The 22595-nt window shown below is 63.5% G+C and carries 17 protein-coding genes and 2 pseudogenes; 5 read left to right on the plus strand and 14 right to left on the minus strand.

Translation table 11 applies throughout. The annotated features are described in order from the left end of the window. Positions 1–27: 27 nt before the first annotated feature. Both CH294_RS04530 and CH294_RS04535 read right to left on the minus strand, forming a co-directional pair. The gene (locus tag CH294_RS04530; RefSeq protein WP_094737105.1) at positions 28–669 is read right to left on the minus strand and encodes a CatB-related O-acetyltransferase; all 642 of its coding nucleotides are present in this window, start codon (positions 667–669) and stop codon (positions 28–30) included. Positions 670–719: 50 nt separating this feature from the next. Then, positions 720–1658 (minus strand): acyl-CoA thioesterase domain-containing protein, encoded by a 939-nt coding sequence (locus CH294_RS04535; protein WP_094619538.1) that lies wholly within the window; start codon positions 1656–1658, stop codon positions 720–722. 124 nt (positions 1659–1782) lie between these two features. Between CH294_RS04535 and CH294_RS04540 the strand changes: the two genes are divergently transcribed. Next, positions 1783–3942: an acetate--CoA ligase family protein gene (locus CH294_RS04540; protein WP_094737106.1), complete on the plus strand. Its 2160-nt coding sequence runs from the start codon at positions 1783–1785 to the stop codon at positions 3940–3942. 81 nt (positions 3943–4023) lie between these two features. Here the strand turns inward: CH294_RS04540 and CH294_RS04545 are convergent, their stop codons facing one another. The 8 genes from CH294_RS04545 to CH294_RS04580 all read right to left on the minus strand — a co-directional run bounded on the left by CH294_RS04545 (position 4024) and on the right by CH294_RS04580 (position 14350). Further along, entirely contained in the window at positions 4024–4824 is an 801-nt protein-coding gene (locus CH294_RS04545; RefSeq protein ID WP_094737107.1) for an SDR family NAD(P)-dependent oxidoreductase, read from the minus strand. Next, positions 4821–5300 carry a carboxymuconolactone decarboxylase family protein gene (locus CH294_RS04550; RefSeq protein WP_249305043.1) on the minus strand — a complete coding sequence of 160 codons (480 nt, stop codon included), beginning with the start codon at positions 5298–5300 and terminating at the stop codon, positions 4821–4823. The genes CH294_RS04545 and CH294_RS04550 overlap by 4 nt, the downstream gene beginning before the upstream one ends. A 252-nt stretch (positions 5301–5552) precedes the next feature. Next, a complete protein-coding gene (locus tag CH294_RS04555) occupies positions 5553–7613 on the minus strand; it encodes a 3-hydroxyacyl-CoA dehydrogenase NAD-binding domain-containing protein (protein WP_094737109.1) in 2061 nt (686 codons plus the stop codon). Beyond that, positions 7610–8773, minus strand: a complete 1164-nt coding sequence (locus CH294_RS04560) for an acyl-CoA dehydrogenase family protein (protein ID WP_032405660.1) — start codon at positions 8771–8773, stop codon at positions 7610–7612. Before CH294_RS04560 ends, CH294_RS04555 begins: the two co-directional genes overlap by 4 nt. A 67-nt stretch (positions 8774–8840) precedes the next feature. Beyond that, a complete protein-coding gene (locus CH294_RS04565; protein ID WP_052078029.1) occupies positions 8841–9983 on the minus strand; it encodes an extracellular solute-binding protein in 1143 nt (380 codons plus the stop codon). A gap of 25 nt (positions 9984–10008) precedes the next feature. Then, positions 10009–11778: an iron ABC transporter permease gene (locus tag CH294_RS04570; RefSeq protein WP_094702823.1), complete on the minus strand. Its 1770-nt coding sequence runs from the start codon at positions 11776–11778 to the stop codon at positions 10009–10011. Further along, positions 11775–12911 (minus strand): ABC transporter ATP-binding protein, encoded by a 1137-nt coding sequence (locus CH294_RS04575; protein WP_037154151.1) that lies wholly within the window; start codon positions 12909–12911, stop codon positions 11775–11777. Before CH294_RS04575 ends, CH294_RS04570 begins: the two co-directional genes overlap by 4 nt. A 47-nt stretch (positions 12912–12958) precedes the next feature. After that, complete coding sequence (locus CH294_RS04580; RefSeq protein WP_094737110.1) at positions 12959–14350, minus strand: MmgE/PrpD family protein; 1392 nt, start codon at positions 14348–14350, stop codon at positions 12959–12961. Positions 14351–14586: 236 nt separating this feature from the next. Here CH294_RS04580 and CH294_RS04585 point away from each other — a divergent pair, with 236 nt between their 5' ends. From CH294_RS04585 to CH294_RS04595, 3 genes are read left to right on the plus strand one after another with little or no spacing between them, the layout of a single operon-like run. Next, complete coding sequence (locus CH294_RS04585; protein ID WP_094737111.1) at positions 14587–15288, plus strand: GntR family transcriptional regulator; 702 nt, start codon at positions 14587–14589, stop codon at positions 15286–15288. A 46-nt stretch (positions 15289–15334) separates the two neighbouring features. Next, a complete protein-coding gene (locus CH294_RS04590) occupies positions 15335–16510 on the plus strand; it encodes an MFS transporter (RefSeq protein ID WP_249305045.1) in 1176 nt (391 codons plus the stop codon). Positions 16511–16536: 26 nt separating this feature from the next. Next, positions 16537–17751 (plus strand): acetyl-CoA C-acetyltransferase, encoded by a 1215-nt coding sequence (locus tag CH294_RS04595; RefSeq protein ID WP_094737190.1) that lies wholly within the window; start codon positions 16537–16539, stop codon positions 17749–17751. A gap of 13 nt (positions 17752–17764) precedes the next feature. On the opposite strand, the pseudogene CH294_RS04600 reads toward CH294_RS04595, so the two are convergent. After that, positions 17765–18184 (minus strand): annotated as a pseudogene (locus CH294_RS04600) (nitroreductase/quinone reductase family protein). 109 nt (positions 18185–18293) lie between these two features. Between CH294_RS04600 and CH294_RS04605 the strand changes: the two are divergent. Then, positions 18294–19802: a protein adenylyltransferase SelO gene (locus CH294_RS04605; RefSeq protein ID WP_094737112.1), complete on the plus strand. Its 1509-nt coding sequence runs from the start codon at positions 18294–18296 to the stop codon at positions 19800–19802. Between the two features lie 24 nt (positions 19803–19826). Here CH294_RS04605 and CH294_RS04610 read toward each other — a convergent pair whose 3' ends face one another. The 3 genes and pseudogenes from CH294_RS04610 to CH294_RS04620 form a co-directional block, all read right to left on the minus strand. Then, on the minus strand, positions 19827–20273 hold the full coding sequence (locus tag CH294_RS04610; RefSeq protein ID WP_170944580.1) for a VOC family protein: 447 nt from the start codon (positions 20271–20273) through the stop codon (positions 19827–19829). A 26-nt stretch (positions 20274–20299) separates the two neighbouring features. Beyond that, positions 20300–21479, minus strand: a pseudogene (locus CH294_RS04615) (acyl-CoA dehydrogenase family protein). A gap of 82 nt (positions 21480–21561) precedes the next feature. Further along, the gene (locus CH294_RS04620) at positions 21562–22569 is read right to left on the minus strand and encodes an ABC transporter ATP-binding protein (RefSeq protein WP_094737113.1); all 1008 of its coding nucleotides are present in this window, start codon (positions 22567–22569) and stop codon (positions 21562–21564) included. Positions 22570–22595 lie beyond the last annotated feature (26 nt).

Here is a 22595-nt window from a genome sequence, read left to right on the forward strand (position 1 = left end):
AAGTCGCGGCTGGTAGTCGACTCTTACTCAGTCGAATCGCGCTGCCACCGCAGCGAGGTCGGCCACCGACCCATCGGAGATCGTGCGGATGTGTTCGGTGATCGAGTCGATGGGCCAGTTCCACCAGGCAATGTCCAGCAGAGTCCGAATCTCGCCCGCTGTGAACCGTTCTCGGAGCACACGGGCGGGATTGCCACCGACGACGGCGTAATCCGGAACATCCTTGGTGACAACGGCTTCGGTGGAGATCACTGCCCCGTTCCCGATCCGCACCCCCGGCATCACCGTGACGTTGCCGCCCATCCAGACATCGTTGCCCACCACAGTGTCTCCCCGCGACGGCAGATCGGACACCAAATCCGAGTACTCGGACCAGGCACCACCCATGATGGGAAAGGGATACGTGGACACACCGCTCATTCGGTGGTTCGCCCCATTCATGATGAATGTGACTCCGGTGGCCAAGGCGCAGAACTTCCCGATCATCAATCGATCGGGTCCGTAGTGATGCAAAACGTTTCGGGTCGCGAATTGCTCGGCGAACTTCGGATCGTCGTAGTACGTGTACTCGCCGATGTCGATGAGCGGGCTGGAAATCAACGGCTTCAACAGCACCACCCTCGGCTGCCCGGGAATGGGGTGCAGGTTCGATGCGTCAGGAGCGGTCATGCTCCGACACTAGCCACGCACCGACCCAACCTCACGGCTGATCGCGACAACTACTCGAGGATCAGGCCCTGCTGCGCCACGGAAGCGACCGGGCGACCCCTCTCGTCCACGATCGACCCCCGCGCCAGACCGGATCTGGGAGTGTGAAATGGCGAGTCCTGAAGGTAGAGATACCAATCGCCGGCCCGCACGTCGGCATGGAACCACATCGAGTGATCGATACTCGCCGTGCGCATGGTGTGGGCCCCGGCCAGATCTCCGCGTGCGTGTGCGATGGCGGGTAGCAACGACCGATCACTTGCGAACGCCAGGATCGCCCGGTGGACGTTTTGATGGACACCGCGGACGGCTGCGGTACGAAACCAGAAGCAGCGCCGTTGGGAGTCGTCGATGTACCGGATATCGACCGGCCGAGACGCCGTCTCCCAACGCCGGCGAGTCGGAAGCTTGATGCCGTCGGCCGGCAGACCGAGACGACGACGCCGATTCAGCGGCTCGAGCGTCTCGGGGGCCGGGACTGCTGGATCCACAACGGCTTCCGCGGCGGTAGAAATACCGATCGCAGAGGGCACACAGAACGACGCCGAGATCCTGGTGAGCTTACGAGCGTTCTGGATCACCGTGGTTTCTCGGATGGAGAAAGACCTTCCGTCTCGCACGGCGTCGACGTCGTAGCGCAAGGGGTGTTCGTGCGAGCCCGAGGTGAGAAAGTACGCGTGCAGAGAGTTCACTACGCGTTCGGGATCCTCGACTGTCGCAGCGCTTGCAAGCACAGCCTGCGCAACCAGGTGTCCGCCGAATGTTCGCTGCGTGAACCCCTCGACGGGTCTCCCCACGAAGCTCGCGGTTGTGCGACCGAGTCGATCGTCAGGCGCCCGACACGGCTCGACGGCAAGCCTGTTCACCAGATCCTCTCGGTTGGTCACGCCCGCGACGGACGTGTTGTCGCCGTTCTCGGCGTCCTCGTCATCGCCACTGCTCGAACTCATGTTGATAGACAGTACTCTATAGAGTGTGTAACGTAGATCATGCAGCCTCGGTCGAGTGGTCTGCACCACCATCAGGCGTGCTGTCCGAAGCCACGACCGCCCATTGCTCCCAGGAGTTGAGCCCATGAACGAACATCGCAACGATCCCGACGGCACTCGGTCGTTCGCCCAGAGACTGATCGACCCGAAGTCGATTGCGATCGTGGGGGCATCCAACGATCCGAAGAAGACGACTGCCCGTCCGCAGCAATTTCTGGCGCAGGCCGGATATACCGGGAACGCCTACTTCATCAACCCGACGAGGGAGACTGTCCAGGGCGAAAAGGCATGGCCCAGCCTGTCCGCCCTGCCCGAGGTTCCCGAGCACGTTTACATCATGACCGGCGCGGAAGCGGCGATCTCTGCCGTCGACGAGTGCGCTCGACTCGGCGTCACTGCCGCCACAGTTCTTTCGTCGGGATTTGCCGAGGAAGGCCCCGAGGGCGTCGAACGCGAGGACCGTCTGCGTGCGGCCGCGGCCAAGGGCGACGTGCGAGTCATCGGACCGAGCAGCCTGGGTGTGGTGAACCCACGCACTGGTGTCATGCTCACGGGTAACGCCGCATTCGGCGAACCGGACATCCCTGCCGGCGGTATCTTCGTCGCGTCGCAGTCGGGCAGCGTCATCGGATCTCTAGTCAGCCGCGCTCGCGGTCGCGGAATCGGATTCGCCGGACTGGTCTCCACCGGCGGCGAAGCCGACCTGTCCCTCGGCGCACTATGCGAGTCGATGGTTGCCGATCCCGGCGTCACCTCATTCGCCCTCTTCATGGAGTCGCTGCGCAATTCGGAAGACCTCGCGTCGTTCGCTCAGGCCGCCGCTGCCGCGGGCAAGCCGGTCGCGGTCTACAAGCTCGGTCGATCGGATGAAGCTGCGGCACTTTCTGTTTCGCATACCGGAGCACTCGCCGGCGAGGACAGCGAGTCCGAGGCATTCTTCCGCGCCTGCGGTTTCGCTCGGGTCTACAACTTCGAGTCTCTCGTCGAAGCACCCGGCCTGCTGCGACGCGTCCCCGTCTCCCCCACGCCCGTCTCCCCTCGAGTCGGCGTAGTGACGACCACCGGCGGCGGTGCAGCAATCATGGTCGACCAGCTCGCGCTGCGCGGACTCACCATCGCGGGACCCAGTGAGAATCTCGTCGCCACGATGGCAGAGCGCGGAGCCACCATCCCGCACAGCCTGATTGCCGATCTCGGCTTGGCCGGCGCACGACACGACATCGTCACCAACGCTCTCGACGCAATGCAGGAGAGTGGCGAATTCGATCTGATCGTGTTCGTCATCGGCTCCTCGGCCCGGCTGAACCCGGAACTCGCCGTGCAGGCGATCTCCGAGCGGGGTAACCACTCGGTGCCCATCGTTGCCTTCACTCTGCCCGAAGCACCCGACGCCGCAGCACTTCTCAACACCTCCGGCGTCCCGGCCTTCCGCACTCCGGAGTCGTGCGCCGACGTCATCGCAGCCACGTACGGTCGCGTTCCGGCGTCCATCGGGAACGGAGCTCGGTTCGCTGTCGACGCATCGGCACCGACCGCCGTCCTGGACGAGAAGGCATCGGGCGAGCTCCTCGGTTCGCTCGGCGTGGAATTCTGCCCCGCCGTCGCACTCGACGTCGACTCTCTCGCGGGCGAGCTGAACCTGCCTTTCGCTTACCCGGCTGTCGTGAAGGTGTTGTCGGACAAAGTCCCTCACAAGAGCGATGTCGGCGGGGTCGTGCTGAACGTGGTCGACGACCAGGGTGTGCGCGACGCTGCTCGATCCATCGTCACCAGCGTCGGCGAGCACCAGCCCGATGTCGTCGTCGACCGGGTTCTCGTGCAGCAGATGGCCCCTCGCGGCTTGGCCGACGCGTTGGTGGGATACCGCGTCAGCGCTGACGTCGGCCCGTTGGTCGTACTGTCCACCGGAGGCGTGCTGGCCGAGATTTTCGCTGACTCCTCGGTTCGCCTCGCACCGGTCGACACGAAGACCGCTCACGAGATGATCGGTGAGGTCAAGGGGCTTTCGGTGGTCACCGGCTACCGGGGACTTCCGGAAGGCGATCTGGATGCTCTCGCAGCCACCATCGTTGCGGTCTCCGAGCTTGCCGTGTCCCATACAGACGTGCTGGAAGCCGAGATCAACCCGGTCTCAATCCGTCCCGCGGGTGCCGGCGTCGTCGCACTCGACGCGCTGGTGCGTCGAGTATCGAGCTCCGACCGAGGCGAGTCGTTGACGGTAGGGTCTGCTGCTGCAGGCCACTGACCCACACTCGGCCAGAACCGTAGCGGCCCCGAACCGACAGGTTCGGGGCCGCTCGTTTGCCGTGTGCGATCTCCCACAGGTTCAGTCGCAGCGAGCCGACATGCCGCCGTCGACGACGATCTCGGTACCGGTGATGAACCGTGCCTCGTCGGATGCGAGGAACAGTGCGACGTTCGCGGTGTCTCGGCCATCGCCCATGAAACCGACCGGAATCCGCGAGAGCCGTTGTTCGAGTAGCTTGTCGACGTCACCACCGGAGCGTTGACCGGCGAGCCGAACCTCGACCATCGGCGTGTGCAGTTGTCCCGGGATCACAGTGTTGGCACGAATACCGAACGGAGCGTGTTGAACCGCGACGGACCGGGTGAATGCGATCACTCCGGCCTTCGACGCGGCGTACGCCGCTTGTGCAGCTCCGGTCCAGCGGATGCCCGATGTCGACGCGGTGTTGACGATGGCACCTGTGCCGGCCTCCTTCATGTGCGGCAGGACGTGCTTACACGTGAGAAATGTTGTCGTGAGATTGAATTCGAGCTGTTTGTTCCACTCCTCTTCGGTCATCTCCACCGGCCCACCGGCGCGAGACCCACCGACGTTGTTGACCAGTATGTCGATCCTGCCCGCTTGTTCTACACACGTGGACACGACGGTCTCGACGGCAGCGGTATCGGTTACATCGCACTGCAGGGGGATGATCGAACCTGCCGGCCCGTCGAAGCGTGCCACGGTCTCGTCGAGTGCCTCCCGGTTCAGATCGACCGCGAAGACCGTCGCGCCTTCTTGGGCGAAGCGCACCGCGGACGCACGACCGTTACCCCAACCCGGTCCGACACTTCCTGCTCCCGTTACCAGGGCAACTCTGCCTGCCAATCGACCGGTCATGCCGTCACTTCGCTTTCCGTTGATTCGGACGTGTCCGCCGACTCGGCGTGGCCGACGTGGAGTGCTACGAGAAATCGAGACACCATGTTGTACGCCGCGATGGTGCCGGTCAGCTCAACGAGTTGCTGTGTGCCCAAACGCTTGTGAACGGCCGCGCTGAGCTCGTCCGGCACCGTGACCGACCGCGTCATCGCGTCCGTGTAGGCGAGGACGAGCTGATGATCGTCCTCCAGCGGCGTGGTGTCGGCGCCGAGTCTCAGGGCGGCAACCTGCTCGTCCGTCAGCCCCTCTGCGTGTGCGATCGGGGCGTGCGCACGCCACTCGTAGTCGGTGCCGTTCAACGCGGCGATGCGGCAGATCGCGAGCTCTCGGAGCACACCGGGCAACGCCATGCTGGACCTGACGGCACCGAGCAATATATTCCATCCGTCTGCGAACGGCTCGCTGTGCAGCAGGGCCTCATCGAGCGGAGTCAAGTGGCCGCCTCTGCGGGCTCTGACTCGGTCGGCTACCTCACCGGTACCCGCAGCGGGATGCACTCTTGCCAATGGTCTGTTCCTTTAAGTTGTGGGCTCCACGAGCTCTTGGCCCCAATGGATTTCGTAGGTCGCGATCGGCGCTGATTCCGAGTCGGACGATTCGTACGACACGGATGGTTCGAAATCTCGTTCATGCGCCGACAGCCACCTCGACGGAGATCGAGGTGGCTGTCATCGTGCGTGGCTTGGCTACGTACGCAGAACCGCCGGGTCACCGACGGTGAATCCTGATCCGACCACCGAGGCCAGACGTTCGAGCCGTTGCGAGAGCTCGGCAGGATCCTGGTTCGATACCCACGGCCCGAGGCCGCCGACATGCGAGGGAAATCCGTAGGCAAGTGTCAGCATCAGGTCGATATCGCCGGGACGGTCGGCAATGCCTTCGGCCAACAACAACGATGCCTCGTTCGCCATGGACAACAGAACACGGTCGACGATGGCGTCGTCGGTGAACGAACTGCGTTCGATGCCCTTGCTCGCCGAGGATCGGTCGATCAGCTCGTGGACGGCCGGGTCGGAGATCGGGGTTCGAGAACCGTCTACGTACCGATACCAACCCGCGCCGGTCTTCTGGCCGAATCGGCCCTGCTCGCACAGAGTGTCCGCGACGTCCGGATACCGTTCGGCGGGATTGCGATCGGCACTCTTCGCCTGCCGCATCCGCCAGGCGATATCGAGCCCCGACATGTCCGAGACAGCGAACGGCCCCATCGCGAAACCGAACTGGACCAACGCTCGGTCGACCTGCTCCGGGTAGGCACCCTCTTCGAGCATCAGCTCGCATTGGCGACGATAGGCGTTGTAGATCCGGTTCCCGATAAACCCGTCGCACACGCCGGCAACGATCGGCAGCTTCTTCAACACGTTCGCCGCTGTCAACGCTCGGTCCAATGCCTCACGTGACGTCTCGCGCCCTCGCACCACTTCGAGGACCGCCGCGCGATGCGCAGGGCTGAAGAAGTGCATACCCACTACCCGACCGGGACGATCGACCGCCGTCGCAAGCTCGTCGACATCCAGATACGAGGTGTTTGTCGCCAGAGTGACGTGCGGACGAACCACATGCTGAAGCCGTTGCAGCAGTTCCTTCTTGACCGCCATGTCCTCGAAGACAGCCTCGATGACGAGGTCGCATTCGTCCAAGGACTCGACCGAACGACCGGGGCTCAGGAGCATCATGCGCTCGTCGACATCGTGCGTGCCAAGCCGCCCCTGTGCGACCGACCGCTCGTACGTCGAACGCAACTTCTCGATTGCCCGCACCGCCATGTCGGGATCCCTGTCTACCAGGACCACGGACTTCCCCGCCTCGACGAAGGCGCGGGCGATGCCGGCTCCCATCGTTCCCGCGCCGACGACACCCACCGAGTCGACTTCCCTCGGCGACGTCGGCTTGTTCGCCTTCGTCGTTTCACGTCGAGCGAAGAACAGGTGACGCAAAGCCGCCGCTTCAGGACCGTTGCGCAGTCTGGTGAATTCGGCTCGCTCGAAGGCGATCGCGGACGGCGCAGACAGCGCCACGCCGTTCAGAATCGCTGTCACCGCCGCCGCGTACTGCGGTCGTCCGCGTCCCCGCGTCAGCACTGCGTGTGCCGTCTGCTCGAACTCACCCGGCTCATCGACCGATACGACCGGAAGGTCCATCAGAACACGCTTGCCCGAGCAATTCCGAGCGAAAGAGACTGCAGCAGAGCGCAGATCATCGTCGGTCAGGCTGTCGACGAGACCGTTGTCAGCTGCCCATCGCACCGGCATGGACTTGCCGGAGGTGATCAGATCCAGCGTTCGTGAGGGTCCGATGATGCGCAACGGTCGCTGCGTGCCGCCGGCACCCGGGATCATTCCGAGGCCGATTTCCGGCAATCCCACGACGGTCCCAGGTGCAGCGATTCGGTAGTCACATCCGAGCGCCAGCTCGAAGCCACCGCCCAGCGTCGAGCCGGAGATAGCCGCGACGACGGGCGTGGCAGAGGCCTCGATTGCCGCGATGACGGTAGGCAGTGTCGGCTCGGGGACGGGTCCGTCGAACTCTCGCAGATCCGAACCGGACACGAAATGTTTGCCCGCTCCGAGGAGAACGATCGCATCGATCGCACTGTCTGCATTCGCGGCACCGAGCCCGTCCAACAGACCTCGCCGAACCGCTGCGCTACTCGCATTGACCGGAGGATTGTCGATCGTCAGGACCGCAACCCTGTCCTCGACCTCGTAGGAAACGATGCTTCGCACCGCCACCGGCGTCGAGGTCATCGGGCGTCTTCCTGCCTCGGTGCACGCTGACTGAACTTCCGGTCGAACACTTCCTCGGCAATGCGGTTCTTCAACATCTCGATGGATCCACCCGCGATCATCCAGCCGCGGGTACGACGCATGCAGTACTCGACGAGGGATTCGGAGCTGTAGCCCAGGGCACCCATGGCCTGCATCGCTTCGTTGGCGGCGAGGAAACCTGCCTCGTTGGCGGCGAGCTTGGCGACCGAGGTCTCGTACGCGGACGGCAGGCCGGCCGCGGCGTTACGGACGGCACGCTCGAGCAGCAGTTCGGCACCGTCGAGAGCAACCGCCACCTCGGCGAACTTCCACTGCAGGCCCTGAAATTCGTTGAGAGTGCGGCCGAACTGGGTCCGCTCACTCACGTGTGCACGCGCGGTGTCGAAGGCCAGTCGCCCCAGAGCCAATGCGCGCGAGGCGTTTCCGATGCGCTCGACGTTGAACCCGCTCATCTGCTTCTTGAACCCACCCGGTCCGAGCAGGATGTTCTCGCGCGGGACCCACACGTTGTCGAAGTAGAGTTGGCACCACTGCTCGCCGCTCATGTAGTTCGACGGCTTCCCGAACGAGAGTCCTTCGGCACCGCGCTCGACGAGAACGGAGCCGATGTTGCGGGTGCCGGGGCCGAAGCGGACGTAGATCAGAAACAGTGTCGCGTCGACGCTGTGCGTGCCCCAGATCTTGGTGCCGTTGAGCCGATACCCGTCACCGTCCTCGGTCACCGAGGTCTCCAGCTCGGTCGCGGCCGAACCTGCCCCGGGCTCGCTCATGCCGAGGCTGATCAGGGCGTTGCCCGACAACAGGTCCGGCAGGTACTTGTGCTTCTGCTCCTCGGTACCGAACTCGGCGAAGGTACGGATCGCGCCGAAGTTACCGGCCTGCAGGATGTCTGCGCTCTTGGGGCACGAGCGAGCAACTTCCTGGATGACGGCCACCGCGTCGGCCAACGATGCTCCCTGGCCCCCGTCCTTCTCGGCGATGGTCAGGCCCAGAAGATCTTGCGCGCCCAGCAGGCGAGCGATGTCCCACGAGTACGCGGGGTCATGGGCCCGTTCGAGGGCTCCGTCGGCGAGGTGCCGTTTCGCGAAGGCGCGAACCGAATCCACCAGTGCATCACGGTCGGTCATCACTGCGGTCATGATTGTCCTTCTCTCGATATTCTATAGATTCATGAAGTCTGCGAGATCGCTCTCGATTCGGGCCGGATCAGCCCATGTAACCGAACGCCTGCTTCCAGATCTCTTCGTCTCGCGCTGCGAACTCGTCGTATTCCTCTTCGGTGAAGAGATGGAACTGCGGCGAATTCGCCTGCGGCAGCTGGTACTTGTCGCCCGCTTTGATCGGGTCCATGTCGGTACGCGCCGGGACGAACCCCTGTGCCGCTGCGAATCCTTGTCCGGACTTGGACATCGTCCAATTCATGAACACCTGAGCAGCGGGATTGGCGAGACCGTTCGCGGTCATGCCCATCAAGTTTTCCGACGCCGACACGCCCTTGTCGGGAATCACCAATTCGAGAGGCGCACCTGCGAGTTCGGCCGCGAACGCGTTGTTGAAGCTCAGCGATGCGATGGATATCTCACCACGAGCAAGCGCATCGACCTCGGTGGACGTCGAATCGAAGATGCGTGGATTCTGCTCTCCCTGCTTTTTCAGGAAGTCTTCGCCGAGTGTGGAGATCTGGAAGTTGGCCAGCGCATTCAGCGTTCCGCCGGTGGTCACCGCGACGACACCGAGCTTTCCCTTGTACTTCGGGTCGGTCAGGTCCTCCCACTGGGTGGGCTGATCCTCTTCGATGATCGCGTCGTTGTATCCCATTGCGTTCACGAAGTAGTAGCAGTTGAGATAGGTGTCGCGTAAACCGGTGTTCTGCTGACGGAGCAGATCGTCGAAAGGTGTTGCATACGGTACGAATACACCCTGTTCGGAGAATTGTTTCGCCACTCGCGGATCGGTCACTCGCGCGATGTCGGCACCGAGTTTGCCTGCGCCCTGCTCGGACAGAACACGTTCGGCGAGCTTGTTCGTCGGCAAACGCGTCAGCTCGATGTCGAGGCCCGTCTCCTGCTTGAATCGCGCCGCAGTGAGGTCCTCGGCTTCTTTTCCGGTACCGGAGTAGAGCTTGACCACTCCCCCCTGCGCCGCATCCCAGAGTGCCTTGTCCGCAACGAGTTCCCCGTCGATCACGAGACCGTTGCTGGTGTCGACCTCCGAGGCCCGATACAGCTCGCGCGCTTGCTCGTCTTTGCCACCGCCTTCCTGGCCGCAGGCTGTCAGCGTCACGACGAGTGCGGTCGCTGCCACGAGGGCTCCGGCCAGCCGCGGGAGACGTCCCTTTCGAGTAGACATTTCGATTCCTTTCGAGCCGGTTGCGTTACGCATGACCGGACCCACTCTTGGCACCGATCCGGCGCGGCAGGTAACTGAGGATGAACATGATCGCGCAGTAGATCAGTGCCAGCGCGGAAGCCTCGCGGAGCGCTCCACCGTTCTCGAACTGGTCGTAGATGGCGATCGAGAGAATGCGGGTGTCGGTGGTGTACAGGAACAGAGGCACGGTGAGCTCTCGCATGCTGAGCATCAGCAGCATCAGGAACGTCGAGGACACCGCGACGCGGAGCAGCGGAATCGTGACGAAGCTGATGGCCCGAAAGCGGCGTGCGCCCAACAGGACTGCACTGTCTTCCAGATCGCGATCCGTCGACTGGATGGCAGCAGCGATACCGCGGAAGCCCTGTGGCATCTGCACCGCGACGAAGCCGATGATCAGAACCCAGAGCGTGCCGTACACCGGGACCGGCATGACCAACCACGTCCAGAGCAATCCGATACCGAGAACGATCGCCGGGATGGCCAGCGGCACCATCGACAGCGCTTCGAGCAGACCGCGTGCATACGAGCTGGTGCGGTAGACGGTGTATCCCACAAGGAAGGCCAGCACCGTTCCGCCTGCTGCCGCCATGACCGACACCAGGACACTGTTGGTCGCTGCGGTGTGGAAGGTCTCCGAGGAGAACACGTCCGTGAACGAGGTGATGTCCAGTGCGCCCGGCTCGGTCAAGGAACCGAACGACTGCATGTACGGAGAGCTGCGGATGGCCGACAGGAACAGGGCGAGCAGCGGAAGCACGATCGCCAGAACGAAATACAGCAACGCCAGCAGCAGTGCCGGTGTGCGCAGCTTGCCGAGGTCGAGGGTGCGAGCCTTGACTCCCTTGCCCGAAACCGTGGTGTACGAGCGCTTCGCCAACACCTTGCGCTGCACGATCGTGATGGCAATGACGGCGGCAACCAGAACGATCGCGATGACGGATGCCTCGTTACCGCGGGACGGCGAGGTGTTCATCAACCTGTAGATGAAGGTGGGCAGAGTGTCGATCTGCCCGGGGGTTGCCAATACCTGTGCGACAGGGAAGTTTTCGAGGATCAAGATGAACATCAACAACCCCGAACCCATGATCGCCGGCAGGGCCAGCGGGGTGGTGACCGACCGAATCGTGCGCCAGGTGGATGCTCCGTGCACGCTGGATGCATCTTCGAGGTCGGGGTTCATCAGCGACATCGAGGCATGAATCAGGAGAAAGGCGTAGGGCGCGTAATACATGGCGAACACCATGACGACACCACCGGTGGAGTACATGTTCACCGGGCTGCCCATCCCTAGATCGCGGGCTCCGACATTGAGCAGACCTGCTCCCGGACTTCCGAGAATCGACCACGCCAATGCACCCACGTACGACGGCAGGAACATCGGCATCAGGCCGATGAGAAAGACAAAGGACTTTCCGCGGACGTTCGTTCTGGCGGTGATGAATGCCAGGAAACCGCCGATGCACAGGGCAATCGCTGTCGCGGACACCGCAATGAGCAAGGAGTTCGCAGTCGCTCCGAGGACGCCGGCCTCGAGGAGAACGTCGACGTTCTTCAAAGTCAGATCGAACGAGATGCTTCCGGGGCGCGGAACCGTTTCGCTGAACGCAGCAAGCAGGACGAAGCCTGCAGGTACGAGCACGAGGAATGCGACGACGAGCAGTAGGGGGAGGCTTCCGAACTTGCCGCGACGGCCGATCTTCTTGTTGCGCTTACGCGGTACGAGTGGAAGCGGTGCCTCCGGTGCCGCTTTCTCGAGAAGGGACGCACTCATGCCGCTACCGCCACTCGGGAATCCACGACCGGTGCTTCGTCGGGCAGAACCTTGACCGCGTCTGCCGCGATGGTGACCTTGACACGCGCGCCCGGCGCCAGCACACCGTCGGCAGGTGGTGCGCACACTGCGTCGAGCTGAACTCCGCCGTCGAGCTTGACCTTGCATCGAATCGTTGCGCCCTGGAAGACGGCGATCTCGACAACACCGTCGAGGAGATTGGTGTCGGAATGGCCTGCGGCCGAGGCAACGTCACGCGGCTGATCGAGGGTGACGAGAATGTCTTCGGGTCGAATGCAGGCACTCGATGCCGCCGTGGGCACGTCGGAGCTGGACCGAAGCACAACCTCGGACCCGGTGAGGTGAAGCGATCGAGACGTCGAGTCGGCCGCGACCGAGAAGACATTGGTCACGCCGAGGAAGCTGGCGATCGAGGCGCTCACCGGCGACCCGTAGATCTGCTCGGGAGTGCCGAGCTGACTGATGCGGCCCTCCTGCATGATCGCGATGCGATCGGCCAGAGCGAGCGCTTCTTGCTGATCGTGGGTGACGTAGAGGCTCGTCAGACCACGTTCGGTCTGGATCCTGCGGAGCTCGACACGGAGGTCGTCGCGCAGCCTGGCGTCGAGGTTGGACAGTGGCTCGTCGAGCAGAAGCACGCTCGGGGCCATCGCCATGGAACGTGCGAGTGCCACGCGCTGCATCTGTCCACCGGAGAGCATGCTCGCTCCGCGGTCGGCCAGGTGCGCGAGTCCGACGAGTTCGAGTACGGCGAGCGCCTCTGCCCGACGCTTGGACTTCGCCACGCCCTTCATCTTCAGCGGAAAGGCCACGTTCTCGAGGACGGTCTTGTGCGGCCACACCGCGTAGGACTGGAAGACCATGCCCACGTTGCGCTTGTACACCGGTACGACGCGTCCGGAGTTGCCGTCGAACACCGTCTTGTCACCGATCGAAATGGTCCCACCGGTGGGCATTTCGAGACCGGCGATGCAGCGCATCGTGCTGGTCTTTCCGCAACCCGACTGGCCGAGCAGGACCACCGATTCACCGTCCGGGATGATCAGGTCGAGACTCTTGATGGCTACGAAATCGCCGTAAGCGAGTTCGAGGTCGTGAACTGCAACCTCCATGAGAGGTCCTTTCTGTATCCGACGGATGACCGGCGGAAGTGGATGTCTTAGGTGGTGGTGGAGTACGCGCGCACTGCGGCGTCGAGATCGTCGAGGAATTCGAGAGTGTCGAAGTTCCAGCAGGATTCGATCAGCTGTTTGGCCCCGTCCGAACCGATGAGCGGCTCGACGAGTCCGCGAGCCTTGACCTCGAGGTCGGCGTCGGACATGGGGTTGGTCGGCTCCCCGTACGGCTGCTCGACGCGGTGCACCAAACGACGTCCGTCCTTGGTGGTGATCGCAACCTCGGCCGGGCGTCCGGTCTTGGGGTACGACGCGTCGGCGGCTTCGTCCAGACGAACGGTCACCATGTCCATGAGCGCGACGATCTCCGCGTCCTGCCGGGTGGTCTCGGCGAAGTCCGTCATGGTGACGGCTCCGCGGACGGCAGCGACGGCGACGGTGAACGGAAGACTCAGCTGCGCCTGCAGGATGGTGTCGAGAACCCGGCCGGCGTGCCGGGTGGCGATGGCGAACGTACCGACGTCGATCGAGCTGATGTCGGCTGCATCGAGGGCGTGTTCGTTCCGAATCGCCAGGACTGCGTCGATCGCACCGTGCAGGTGTCGGCAGCACGGATACGGCTTCACGTAGGTGCGCAGTAGAACCCAGTCCTCACCGAGTCCTCGGGTGAGGGTATCGGCGAACCAGTCCGTGCCTTCGTCCCCCGCATAGGCGGCGAAGTAACCGTCGCGACCCTCGAAGATGGTGGTGGGCCCGGTGAGGCCGGCTTCGGCCAAGTCGGCACTGGCGATGCCGTCACGGGCAGCTTTGCCTGGATGGAAGCGCTTGACCTCGGCCGAACCGCCCAGGAACTCGAAGACGCCGCTGGCGTGCGAGCCGGCGAGGCCGAGCGCGTTGGCAACGCCGTTCGCGTCGAGCTCGAGCAGAACCGCGACGGCGGCAGCAGCCCCGAAGACTCCGGCGATCGGGGTGTTGTGGAAATGGCGGTTACGCGTTGCGGGGTGGCCTGCGTCGGCAATTCTGCAGGCCAGCTCCATTCCGATGGCGGAGGCGATCAGGACGCGCTCACCGCTGATCCCACGCTCTTGAGCGACTGCGAACACGGCCGGAAAGACCACCGAGGTCGGGTGCATCGAACCCGGTGTGTACCCCTCGTCCGACTCGATTCCGTGGCCGTTGGTTCCGTTGAGCAGTGCTGCACCCAGGGCAGACGTGCGACCGTGACCGATCGCAGTGGACGTGGAGCCTGTGTATGACCGCGAGACGTGCACCCCGACGGCGCGCGACACATCTCCTACCGCGCTTGCGGCTACGCCGGCCAAGTGATCGAGGAGCATGCGCCGAACATGATGATCCATGTTCGCCGGGAGTGGGGCATTGCTCTGCCTCACGATCCAGTCGGCGATATCCAGTGTCAGATTGTCCTGGGAGCTCATTCGCATCTCCGTAATCGGTCTCGTCAGTGATTGTCTCGCCAGTGGGATGGGCCTGCATCGTTATCGAACCGTGAGTTGCCGGTCACACTCCCCTGCGCTGGTGATGCACGTTACACAGTCTATAGAGTGTTGTCTACTGTCCATAGTCCATGTGCAACCGACTGTTTATGCGTAAGGTCAACACACGATGGTGTAGACAAAATAGAGCGCACTTCGCACGAAGAGAGGTCCCCGGCATGAGCGTCTCCAGTTCCGCCCCGCCAGTGAGCCGGACGAAATACGTAGTCGACCGCCTCAAGGAAGACGTGGCCAGCGGTGCGATCAAGCCCGGCGAGCTGATCAAACAGACCGTTCTCGCCAAGCGATACGGAGTCAGCGCCACACCGGTTCGCGAAGCACTGCGCATGCTCGAAGCCGACGGAGTCGTCTCCTACGACGCACACAAGGGTGCGTCGGTCCGCGAAATGACGCCGGACACCGCCCGCGACCTCTATCGCCTCCGTGCCGCGGCCGAGCGCACGGCCGCCGAAATGGCCGTGGAGAGAATGACGCCGCGTGGGCTCGACGCGATCCGGGCAGCACATGCCGAGCTGTCCGCCGCTCAGGCAGCGGGTACCAGCACTCCCGCCGAACTATCGGTTCTCAATCGAGCCTTCCACTTCGCCATCTACGGCCAGACGTCACCGCTGATCGTTCAGCACCTCGAACTTCTGTGGGCCCGTTTCACCCCGGGCACCACCGTGTGGCGTCGACCCGCAGATGCGGCCGAGCTTCAGCACGATCACGACGGCATTCTCGCCGCGATCGAACGAGGAGATGCGGAGGAGGCCGGGCGACTGACCGCCGAACACGTGGCCCGCGCCAGCCGCATTCGCGAACGGGAGCCCGACCTTCGGGCTGCAGGAGCCGACGAAATCGAGAACTTCTCGAATGAGTGACCTCCCTGTCGGTCGCGTCGAAGCCGGCAAGGGACACTGAGCGAAGATGATCAAGTCTTGGTTTGTGATGCTCTGTGCCACAACGGCACTCATCCAAGCGGTGTACGCAGCAGTACGTGTGATGATCACCTACAAAGCGTTGGAACTCGGCGGCGATGCCCTGACGGTCGGAGTCCTCACGGCCCTGTATTCGCTGCTTCCACTGGTCGCGGCAATGCAGATCGGACGGGCGGTCGACGGGCGGCGGGCGGCGACCATGCTGCGCCTGGGCACCGCGATCTCACTCATCGCCGTCGCAGTCGTCATCGTGAGCTCGGGGATCGTGGTACTGGCTGCCGGTTGTATCTTGCTGGGCTTCAGCCACATCCTGACCATGGTGTCCAGCCAGGGCTACATTCCCGTCCGGTCGAAGCCGGACGACTACGACCGGCGCTTCGGGGGATTGACGGTCTGGATATCGGTGGGCCAGTCGATCGGAATACCGATCGTCGGCTTCATCGCCTCACGCAGCGACGTCGGCCATGTGGACACACAAGGAGCCTTGATTGCCATGTTCGGCGTCGCGGTCGTGGCGTCGATCCTCACGATGGCACCCTCACTGAGTATCAGCGGGGCCTCGGTCAGCGCGCGCAAGCAGCACGAAAAACAGTCCACACGAACGATGTTGACGACGAAAGGCATGCGCCCAGCAGTATTCTCGAGTTTGATCATTCTGACGTCCATGGACCTGATGACCGCATATCTGCCAGTATTCGGAGAGCAATACGGGTACAGCGTCGTAGTCGTGACAGTCATCTTGACAGCTCGCTCCGTCGCCGCCATCATCTCACGTACGCTGCTCACTCAGCTGTTGAAAGTGGCTCCCAGACAGTGGCTTCTGGTGTCCGGGAGCCTCTGCTCTGCTCTTCCCATGGTTCTGGTCCCGATCCTGCCGAACCAATGGGTAGTGGGTGTACTGATCGCGATCGCCGGATTCTTCTGGGGGCTTGCGCAACCCCTGACGATGACTTGGGTTGCCGGACTGGTGAACCCACGTAACCGTGCGTCTGCTCTCTCGCTTCGTCTGACGGGTAATCGCCTCGGTCAAGTAGTCATCCCCCTCGTCGCAGGCACCTTCGCCGGTTCGGCCGGGGCGGGTGCGGTCTTCTACCTCACGGGCGGGCTGTTGGCCGGGGCCGCAGCATCGACGTGGCGGGCTCTGTTTCGAACTCGATCTCCATGAACACTGACCTCCAGTTAGGAATGCACATGCCAGACGCCGTCATCTGCGAACCGCTTCGAACACCCGTCGGACGGTTCGGAGGCGTTTTCCGAGACATAGCCCCCGAGGAACTCGCGGCCACTGTCATCCGAGAAATAATGCATCGCACCGGCATTCCGGCCGGCCGCGTGGATGACGTGATCCTCGGCCAAGCGTCACCCAACGGAGAAGCACCCGCACTCGGCCGAGTGGCAGCATTGCAGGCCGGACTGGGCATCGAGGTCCCCGGGCAACAGATCGATCGCCGATGCGGATCCGGCTTGCAAGCAATCATCAACGCGTGCATGCAGGTTCAAACCGGAGCCAGCACTCTCGTTCTGGCCGGCGGGGCAGAGTCGATGAGCAGCGCCGAGTTCTACGCGACCGGCATGCGATGGGGCGTCAAGGCAGAATCGGTCCAGTTGGCCGACCGATTGGCCCGCGCGCGCGTCACCGCAGGAGGAGCGAACTTCCCGGTTCCCGGCGGAATGATCGAAACCGCCGAGAATTTACGCTCAGAATTCTCGATCTCCCGCGCAGACCAGGACTCGCTGGCAGTTCTTTCGCATCGTCGAGCAGTCGCAGCGCAAGCGAACGGCGTCTTCGAAGAGGAAATCGTCCCCGTGTCGGTTCCCAATCGGAAAGGGGAGCCCACAGTCGTTGCCATCGACGAACACCCGCGCGCCGACACCACCATGGAGAGCTTGGCGTCACTGCGTCCGATACGCCAGCGGGTCGACCCCGATTCGACGGTTACTGCGGGAAACGCCAGCGGCCAGAACGACGGCGCGGCGCTGTGCATCGTCACGACCCCCGAGGTCGCGTCCGAGCTGGGCCTTCGACCGCTTGCCCGACTCGCGTCGTGGGCGGTGTCAGGCGTCCCGCCCCGCACGATGGGCATCGGACCGGTGCCCGCGAGCCGAGCCGCGCTCGGCCGACTGGATCTGGGACTCGACGACATGGGTGTCATCGAACTGAACGAAGCTTTTGCGGCTCAGGCGCTGTCGGTCCTTCGGACCTGGGAGATCGAGCCCACCGATTCGCGACTCAACCCGAACGGTTCGGGCATTTCGCTCGGCCATCCCGTGGGCGCAACCGGGGCCAGAATTCTGGCGACACTGCTTCGGGAAATGGATCGGCGCGAGGTCCGCTACGGGCTCGAAACCATGTGCATCGGTGGAGGACAGGGACTGGCGGCGGTGTTCGAGCGCACAGCGCTCTGACCGGGGTTGTGGGTCAGGCGGGAGTCAGCCGGAAGATCGGAAACCGTCGCCCTTCGGCTGTCTCGACGTACTTCGCGAAGCCCTCGGACGCGTCCAAGAATTTCTGCCAGTTCGCGTCCCACTCGTCGTCTGGGATTTCCGACACGGTCACCGAGATGGTCTCGACGGCACCGTCTCCGGGAATCTCGACGTCGATGGCGGGGTGTGCACGCAGGTTGTGCACCCAGGCGGGGTGTTTGGGTCAGCCGGCTGCCGACCCGACGATCAGCCAGCTTCCGTCCTCCGGGATCGCCATCAAGGGGTTCAACCGAACCTCTCCGCTCTTGGCACCTATGGAGTGGAGTACGACGAGCGCATCACCGAAGCCCGCCGTGGACACGTGTCCGCCGTTGCTGCGAAACTCGTCGATGATCATCTGGTTGAAGTCCGCCATTTTTCGATTATGCCCCGCACTGCGTCCGTTCGGACTTGATCGGCTCGGAAAAGCAACGGTCACCCAGGCCTCGGGGATTGGGGACCGCGGCAAGTGGTAACCCTGAACCATGACCGAAACTTCGCCGCGGCCGACAGTCCCGACCGCGAACCTGCCTTCGTTCGGATTCGAGACCACCTTGGCCGACGAGGTTCCCGGCGTCACGGTGCCGTGGCAGGGCACTCACGCACCGGACCCTCGCGTGCTGATCCTCAACGACGGCCTGGCCCGGTCACTCGCGCTCGACCCGGCGGCGCTGCGGACTCCGGAAGGGGCGGGCGTGCTGTCCGGGTCGATTCCTCCGGCCGAGGTTGCAACCGTGGCGATGGCCTACGCGGGTCACCAGTTCGGCAACTTCCAGCCCCTCCTGGGCGACGGTCGTGCGCTGCTACTCGGTGAGCTTCGCGACGATCGGGGCCATCGAGTCGATCTGCATCTCAAAGGGTCCGGCGCCACACCGTTCTCGCGTGGCGGTGACGGGCGCGCGGTAGTGGGAGCGATGCTGCGCGAATACCTGATCAGCGAGGCCATGCACACACTGAACATTCCCACCACGCGTTCACTCGCCGTCGTCACGACCGGTGAGCAGGTACTGCGAGAAGGAGGACCGCAACCCGGCGCGGTGCTCGCCAGGTTTGCGTCGAGCCATCTGCGGGTGGGCACCTTCGAGTTCGCCGCCCGGCGGGAAGGGCTCGCGCAAACCCTCGCGGACTACGCGATCGCCCGCCACTACCCTGAATTCGTCGAGCGTGCACCCGAGGATCGCTACCTCGCCTTCTTCGAGGCCGTCGTGGATGCTCAGGCGTCCCTCGTAGCCCAGTGGATGTCGGTCGGATTCGTGCACGGTGTCATGAACACCGACAACACGACCATCTCCGGCGAGACCATCGACTACGGGCCGTGCGCCTTTCTGGACGCATACGATCCGAGAACGGTGTTCAGCTCCATCGACCACGGCGGGCGCTACGCCTACGGCAATCAACCCGCGGTTCTCGGTTGGAATCTGGCCCGATTCGGCGAAACCCTACTGCCACTGGTGAATACGACTCCCGACGATGCCATCACAGCCCTCACCGCGGTCCTCGACACGTACGCGGACCGCTACCGACACCACTACTCGGCGGCGATGGCCCTCAAGCTCGGCCTGGCAGACGATGGCGTGGACGCGGCGCTCGTGGACGACCTGCACCGGTTGCTCACCGATCACCGTGCCGACTGGACACTGACGTTCCGCGCCCTCGCAGAGAATCTGCGCGGGAACGCGGCTCCGTTCGAGTCGCTCGTTCCACCCGATGCGTCCGGAAATTGGCTCGAGCGTTGGCGCAATGCGGTTTCGGCACGTGGACAGGACCTTTCATCCGTCGCCGACGGCATGGATCGCGTCAACCCGGCATACATTCCCCGCAACCATCTGGTCGACGCTGCCCTGAATTCCGCGACCGAGGGCAATCTCGAACCTTTCGAGCGCCTGCTGGACGTCGTTACGTCACCGTTCGATCGGCGCGACGACCGGTCGGACTACGCCCTGCCTGCGCCCGAGAATTTCAGTGCCGGTTTTCGGACTTTCTGCGGTACATGACCTCTTTGTAGCCCGGCCTGGTCGTCACTGCGGCGGCTCCATGAATTCGATGGTCTCGCCGTCCGGGCCCACTGCGTACACGACGCGGGTGCCCACCTTGGCACCGCCGGCAATGGGTTGGGGAGTTCCCTGCGCCGTCCATCCGAAGTCCGCGATGCGAGTCAGGACCGCATCGATGTTGTCGACCTCGAAAGCAAGGTGCGCGAAACCCGGATCGTAAGGTCGCGACGTCCCCGGCTCCCCGTCCACGTTGCGATATTCCAACAGCTCGATCGTCTGACCCGCAACGGAAACCACCGCCATCCGGACCGTCGCGCCGTGCGCCCCGGTGACCTCTCCGAGAAACTCTCCACCCATCTCACCGGTGCGTTCGAGGGTCGCTCCGAGACCGTCGATCCAGAACCGAAGGGCGTCGTCGAGGGAGCCGACGGAGAATCCGACGTGGTCGGAGCGAAGCATCCTGAAGGACATGCCAGGAAGACCTTCGCGTGGTGCGCTCACGAGTTGCGTTTCCGTTCGGCCCGAATCAGGCCGCCACCGACGATCAACCGCTGAATTTCGCTCGTCCCCTCGTACAACCGGAGCAATCGCACATCCCGGTAGATGCGCTCGACCGGAACCTCCCGCATGTACCCGGCACCGCCGTGGATCTGGACGGCCAGATCGGCGACCCTGCCGACCATTTCTGTGCAGAACAACTTCACCGCAGACGGCGCAATACGGCGATCGGTCTCCTGCACCCACGCCCGCGCAGCCTCACGCACCATCGCCCGGCCCGCCATGACACCGACCTGCTGATCGGCGATCATCGCCTGCACCAGTTGAAAATTCCCGATCGGCTCACCGCCCTGAGTGGACGCCGCGGCATACGACACCGACTCGTCCAAGGCACGCTGCGCCTGACCGACTGCGAGCGCGGCAATGTGCACCCGCCCCCGCGCCAGCGAGGTCATCGCCGCCTTGTACCCGATGTCGCCGTTCCCCCCGACCAAGGCATCGGCCTCGACGCGTACGTCGGTGAAGTTCACATCGGCCGTCCCGGAGCCCTGTTGCCCCATCTTCGCGTCCTTGACGCCCACGTCGATCCCGGCGGTGTCGGCAGGAACCAGGAATACTGCAATACCGTTGCCGGCCTGCGGTTTCGGGTCCAGCTTGGCGAAGACGACGAACATGTTCGCGATCGGTGCATTGGTGATGTAGCGCTTGCTGCCGTTGATGACCCACCCGGTGCCGTCGACTTTCGCGGTGGTCCGTAGCCCCGCTGGATTGGACCCAGCCCCGTCCTCGGTCAGCGCGAAGGACGCCACGATGTCGCCGGATGCCATGCCCGGCAACCACGTCGCCTTCTGCTCCTCGGTACCGAATCCCACGAGCACCTGGCCGGCGATCCCGTTGTTCGTGCCGAACATCGATCGGAGCGACAGCGAGGTGTAACCGAGCTCCATCGCGAACTCGACGTCCTGAATCAGATTGAGACCGAGCCCGCCCCACTCCTGCGGAAGCGCGTAGCCGAACAATCCCATCTCCGCGGCCTGCTTACGCAGATCCCCCCGGAATCGAATCGGTGTTCATGATCTCGAGTTCACGCGGCACGACACGTGACCGAACGAACTGCGAGATCTGCTTCAACACGTCCGCGAAGACGTCATCCGGTACATCGGGATTCAGCGTGTCCATCAGACCACTATCGAGGAAGGCGCGCTCCTCCGTCCACTGTTTCACTGTGAGGTCGTGGTCGACCGAGTGTGCGGCCGATGGCTCAGCCCCGGACCGTTCCGAATTCCTGAGCGTTGTCGTCGAGACTGCGCATCACCGCTGCCCGAGCGTTGGTCGGGAGGGTGTCGACGATCAGCCGCACTCGTTCTCGGCGTCGATCGACTGCTTGCCTACGCGGCATTCCCGGCGTCGGCTCCATCTGCGGCATGATGCCTTCGATGTCGTCGACGCCGCCGAGGTGGTGGCCGGCCTCCATCAGTGCCATCTCTTCGCGGATCTGCGAAGAGTCCTTCTCCTCGCTCATCCCGATCGGCCCCATCATCGTTCCGTTGAGGAACTGCTTGACGGCCGGCTCGTCCGACGTCAGGAGCACCTCGCGCGGTCCGAACATCACCAACTCCTTGCGGAACAGCATGCCGATGTTGTCCGGCACCGTTCGAGCGAGATTGATGTTGTGCGTGACGATCAGCGTGGTCGCATCGATCTGCGCATTGATGTTCAGCAGCAGCTGGCTGATGTAGGTGGTTCGGACCGGATCGAGCCCCGAATCGGGCTCGTCGACCAGAATGATCTTCGGGTCGAGAACGAGCGCTCTCGCCAATCCGGCCCGCTTGCGCATGCCGCCCGAGATCTCACCGGGCAGCTTGTCCTCCGCACCGAGCAGACCCGTCAGCTCGAGCTTCTCCATCACGATGGTGCGGATGTCGGACTCGGACTTCTTCGTGTGCTCGCGCAGCGGAAAGGCGACGTTGTCGAACAGGTTCATCGAGCCGAACAACGCACCGTCCTGGAACAGCACCCCGAACAGCTTCCTGATCTCGTAGAGCTCCCGCGAGGAACACTGCATGATGTCGGTTCCGTCGATGACGATCGAACCCTCTTCGGGCCGCAGCAATCCGATCAACGACTTCAAGAACACGGATTTGCCTGTGCCCGAGGGCCCCAGGAGCGCACTCACCTCGCCCGCCGGCAATGTCAGAGACACATCTCTCCAGATGCTCTGCGATCCGAACGATTTGGTGAGTCCGCTCACCGAGACCTCGACGCCCATCTACCACTCCCTTGTTGCTGTGAACC

This window comes from Rhodococcus sp. 14-2483-1-1 (assembly GCF_002259335.1).
In the GTDB taxonomy this organism is placed as follows: Bacteria; Actinomycetota; Actinomycetes; order Mycobacteriales; family Mycobacteriaceae; genus Rhodococcoides.